This is a genomic window from Frankia sp. R82 (assembly GCF_023716925.1).
Taxonomy (GTDB): Bacteria; Actinomycetota; Actinomycetes; order Frankiales; family Frankiaceae; genus Frankia.
Genome location: NZ_JAMQQG010000279.1, coordinates 1 through 4157, shown reverse-complemented (window position 1 = coordinate 4157; position 4157 = coordinate 1). Strand labels below are relative to the sequence as shown.

Genomic DNA, 4157 nt, shown 5'->3' with positions numbered 1-4157 from the left:
GGCATAACTCAACATCAACAAGAGTGGGACATCAGCCCACGATCACACCCGGTCCAGGCGCGAAAGATCTGGGCTAGCCCGGACCGACGTCTGTTGGCGGTGCTGATGTACGTCCCGACACCGCCGCAGTCGTGGCGGCTCGACGTGGTGTCGCTGACTGATGGCCGGACGGTTCGATCCCGGGAGATACCGGTGATCGATTTCCTGTTCCGGGGGCAGCTGGCAGAGTTGGCCTGGAGCCCTGACTCCCGCACGCTCGCGTTTACCGACGACAGGGAGGTCGGCTTCTGGTCGCTGTTCGACGACAACCAACCGGCGATGCTGCGGCAGGATGGGATGGCGCTGGTCACGCTGGACTGGCATCCACGCAGCGGTATTGCCGGGTTAACCGGCGGCGGGGAGGTCGTTTACTGGCCGGATCCGGCGGCTGGTGGACGCGGCCACGTCCTCGCCAGGATTTCTGACGAAGGCGGCAATGGCGCGCTGCGGTGGAGTCCGGACGGGAACTGCGTCGCCGTCGCGGCGAGGTTCAGCGTCGCGGTCGTGAATGTCTCCTACGACGTCCACGTACACGCGCCGACTGGCCAGTTGTGGCCCGCGGCACCGACGGGCTGGGTCCGGCGGTTGATCGACCTGGGCTATCCCTGTGCGATGGCCTGGCGGCCGGACAGTTCCTGTTTCGCGATCGTCGAGAACCAGGCTCGCACACCCCCGGACACCGCCGGTGTAACTCACAGTGAGTCCATGATCTCTGTCTGGGGCAGAACTGGTGGAAGGGTCGAGACAATTGACTCGCGCTACGTGAGCGCCCTCGATGTGTCCTGGAGCCCGGAGGGCGACCTGCTCGTCTCCGCATATACCGATGGCAGTGCCCGGATCTGGCGGTACCCCCCGGAGCACCCCGACGACGAAACCTACGACGACCGTGTCGCCGACGATGGAAAGGGCGGAAAGCCAGCCTGGGCACGTTCCCTCGGCCTGACCCACGACACGTCCGATGGGTCTGACGGGCGCGCCTACTTCTCTGTGCTGGGCGGAATGAGAATCAGCAGCCAGCGGCCCCTGCCGGCACCCGACCCCGCCGACCAGGCGAGGCACCACATCCTCGTCCGCGCCGAAACGCTGATCCTGTCGTTCCCCGACCCGACGCACTGGCTGCCGAGCAGCACCCAGGCATGCCAGGACTACGGAATCGCCCTGGGCGTCGCCATGCACACCTTCGGATTTCCCGACCTTGAACTTACCGCGTGCGATCCCACCGACGGCCGGACGCTGGGTTTTGCCCGGCTGCCGCGGGCGCGATGTCTGGCTCTCGACGAACGCCTGCGGCTCGTCGCCGTCGGGGGAGAGGACGGGTCGGTCACCCTACTCGACGCGCGCACCCTGGAATGCCATAGCCGCGTTCACGTCGACGAGGCGGTCGTCGCCTGTACTTTCGTCGCCGCCGACGGTTCCAGGCTTCTCGTGGTGGCTTCCGACGGCCATCACCTGTACGATCTCCGCGTCTGATCCTCGCCGTCCAGGCCCGCGGCGGACCGAGGCGGGACGTCGCGCGGCGTTGCGGTCCGGGGGACTACCGCAAGCTAGCCACGAATCCTGGATCTCGGCACGTCGGCGCCGCGTGAGCAGCCATTCCGGGAAGTACGAGCCCTGCCGCAGCCGCGGGATCGCTAGCTCGATCGCCCCGACTCGGGGTCCCACTGCCGAACCTGCCGGCGCCCAACCGCGCCGCCGGCCACTCGTCTCGCAGCCTGCTGGCCGGCCGCACGGGGTGCGAGTCGGCGATCAGCTGACTGGCAGCGTATCTGTGCAGGTCACGGCCCCGCTGACGGCACCCGCGACGCTGATCACTGGGCCTGGCAGGATCAGGTAGCGGTTCGCATTGTGGTCAATCAGTCCACCACACCCAGTAGCGACGTGTTTGACCTGCATAAATAGGTTCTACCTGTCGGCCTGGCTGGTTGGCGATGCGCTGAACGGCCAGGCCGGCGGTCTGGGTAGCGGTTCGCGCAGGACTTAGGTTGACGTCGTGAGGGAGTAAGTGTGACCATGCGTCACCTCCCTCCTTGATCTGCCGGCTCATCCCGGTTCGTTTGTGTGCCCGGACCACTACTTGGGCCGCGATCGAGGTTGACCATGTCAACGGTTCCCGAAAACTCGAATCCCGTAGAGCCAGAAGACGGTGCGCAGGAGCGCGGCGGGTGTGTCCAGACACGACCCGGCCTGGTCTTCAACGGCGGCAACCAGCTCCGGCTGGTCAGCGATCTGCAATAGAAAACGGATTAGCAATCCTGGCACCGCGCCTCGGGCCTACTCGGCCGTGACTGACGGCCAGCCTGACTGAACGCCGCGGGTGGCCGGATCCTTTGTGAGCGTGCTTTACACCGGTCTGGTCCGAGCCCCGCCGGGAAACGTGTTGGCGAGCCGGGAGTGGCAACCCGGAAGTGCGGGCCGCCACTCCCGTCATCGTGGCGTTCGTCGCCGTGCTTGCTGCAGTCGACCTGGTGGGTCTTGAGGCGTCACGCGAGCCCGCCCGGTTCGCTAGCGGTCCCCCAAGCGGTTGGTGAGCTCGATCGTCGCGAGGTACCACCAGAAGATCCAGTCGAGGAACTCGACGCTGTAGTCGCGCTTCTGCTGTTCGTTCTGGTGGCGTATCGCGAAGTTGTTCGCGACGCTGAACAGCTCTTGCTCGTCCTTGCGGAGCAGCTCGGACTTGAGTAGGTCGCGGCGTTCCTCGAGGAGTCCGCTCAGCACGACGACGGCGGACCTCTTCTCGTGCTCGCCGGCATCCCGGCCTCGGAATAGCTCGATGGCGTGGCGCAGCCGGTCCCCGACGGCGCCGTCGTGTTCAGCCGCCACGCGGAGGATGTCCGCGCGGGCCTGGTCCGTCACGGCGAGCAGGCGGCCGACGTCGGTGCTGGGCGTGCTGTCCCACGGCGGAGCTGTGGACCCGTCGGGCTCCCAGCCGAAGTGGCGGAGGTTCGCCGCTTCTGGTTCGCGGTTGGCCATCTCCAGGATCTCCACGGCTGAGGTCAGCGCGTACGAGGCTTGGAAGTTCTCGGCAGTGTCGTGGCACCAGCGGACGCCTTCCTCGACTCGACTGAGGGTCGCGAAGAGTTCTGCTGTCTTCCCGATGATGTCGACGTCGCCGGCCGCCACAGCCCTCCGGTACCAGTCGAGCGCCTCGGCGAGCCTTCCGGATCTTTCCAGCGTTTCCGCGGCCCTGCGCAGCGCGCTGAAACCGAGGCCGGAGTCCGCGCAACGCTGCCACCAGGTCAGCGACTCGTCGATGCGACCCGCTTCGGCCGTGATGTCGGCGATATCCCAGAACGCGACGGTGCGACCGTTGGCGGCGAGCTCGAGCAGCCAGGCCAGGGCCACGTCGTCACCGTCCCGGCGCCTCATGACCCGTACGGCGTTGTCGACGCATTCGTCGTGTCCCGCGTCGGCGAGTGTGCGCAGCAGTTCGAGGCACTTCTGCTCCGCGACCGGGTGCCTGGAGCGCTTCACGAGCATGTTGAGGAAGTTCCGGTCTCCTGTCTCTGCCGCCCGCCTGTACCAGTCCCACGTCTGGTCTCCCTGGCCTGTCCTCGCCAGCAGTTTGACCGCGAGGTCCATCGAGTACAGGTCACCGGCGTCGATGCCCCGGCTGCACCATGCGAGCGCCTCGACGTCACGGCCCGCGTTCGCCAGCATCGCGGCGCCCCGGCCGAACGCCTCCCGGCCGTTGCCCTGGCGTGCTCGTCGTTCCTGCCAGTCCAACGCTTCGTCGACACGGCCGGCGGCTTCGAGCGCGCGAGTCGCGTTCCACTCCGCCGAACTGTGGCCTGCGTCGGCGAGAAGCTGCCACCACCCGAGCGCTTCTTCCTCGCCACCGGCCTCCCACATCAATTCGGCGGCGTCGTCGAGGCGGTAGTGGGTTGCCGTCGCGGCGGCGCGTCGTAGCCAGTCCTGCGCGTCCTCGAGGCGACGGACGGCGATCAGCGGGCGGGCGCCTTCCGTCGCGGCGAAGGTGTCGTCGTCTTCAGCTGCCTGCCGGTGCCAGTCCAAAGCCTCCTCGAGCCGGTCGTTCTCGGCGAGCTGAAGTTGACCCGATTCTGTTCACACCTGGGCTCTTTGAGATAATGGTCTCAGGGAGGAGTACAGGTGCCGAGATC

2 protein-coding genes and 1 pseudogene are annotated in these 4157 nt (G+C 67.0%); 1 reads left to right on the top strand and 2 read right to left on the bottom strand.

Translation table 11 applies throughout. The features are described 5' to 3' along the window. Positions 1 to 1509 (top strand): WD40 repeat domain-containing protein (locus ND747_RS20220; RefSeq protein ID WP_251735419.1); only part of this gene is annotated, 1509 nt, incomplete at its 5' end. 93 nt (positions 1510 to 1602) lie between these two features. Here ND747_RS20220 and ND747_RS20215 read toward each other — a convergent pair. Beyond that, positions 1603 to 1692: pseudogene (locus tag ND747_RS20215) on the bottom strand (transposase); the annotation flags it as partial. Between the two features lie 849 nt (positions 1693 to 2541). Further along, complete coding sequence (locus ND747_RS20210; protein ID WP_251735418.1) at positions 2542 to 4050, bottom strand: hypothetical protein; 1509 nt, start codon at positions 4048 to 4050, stop codon at positions 2542 to 2544. Positions 4051 to 4157 lie beyond the last annotated feature (107 nt).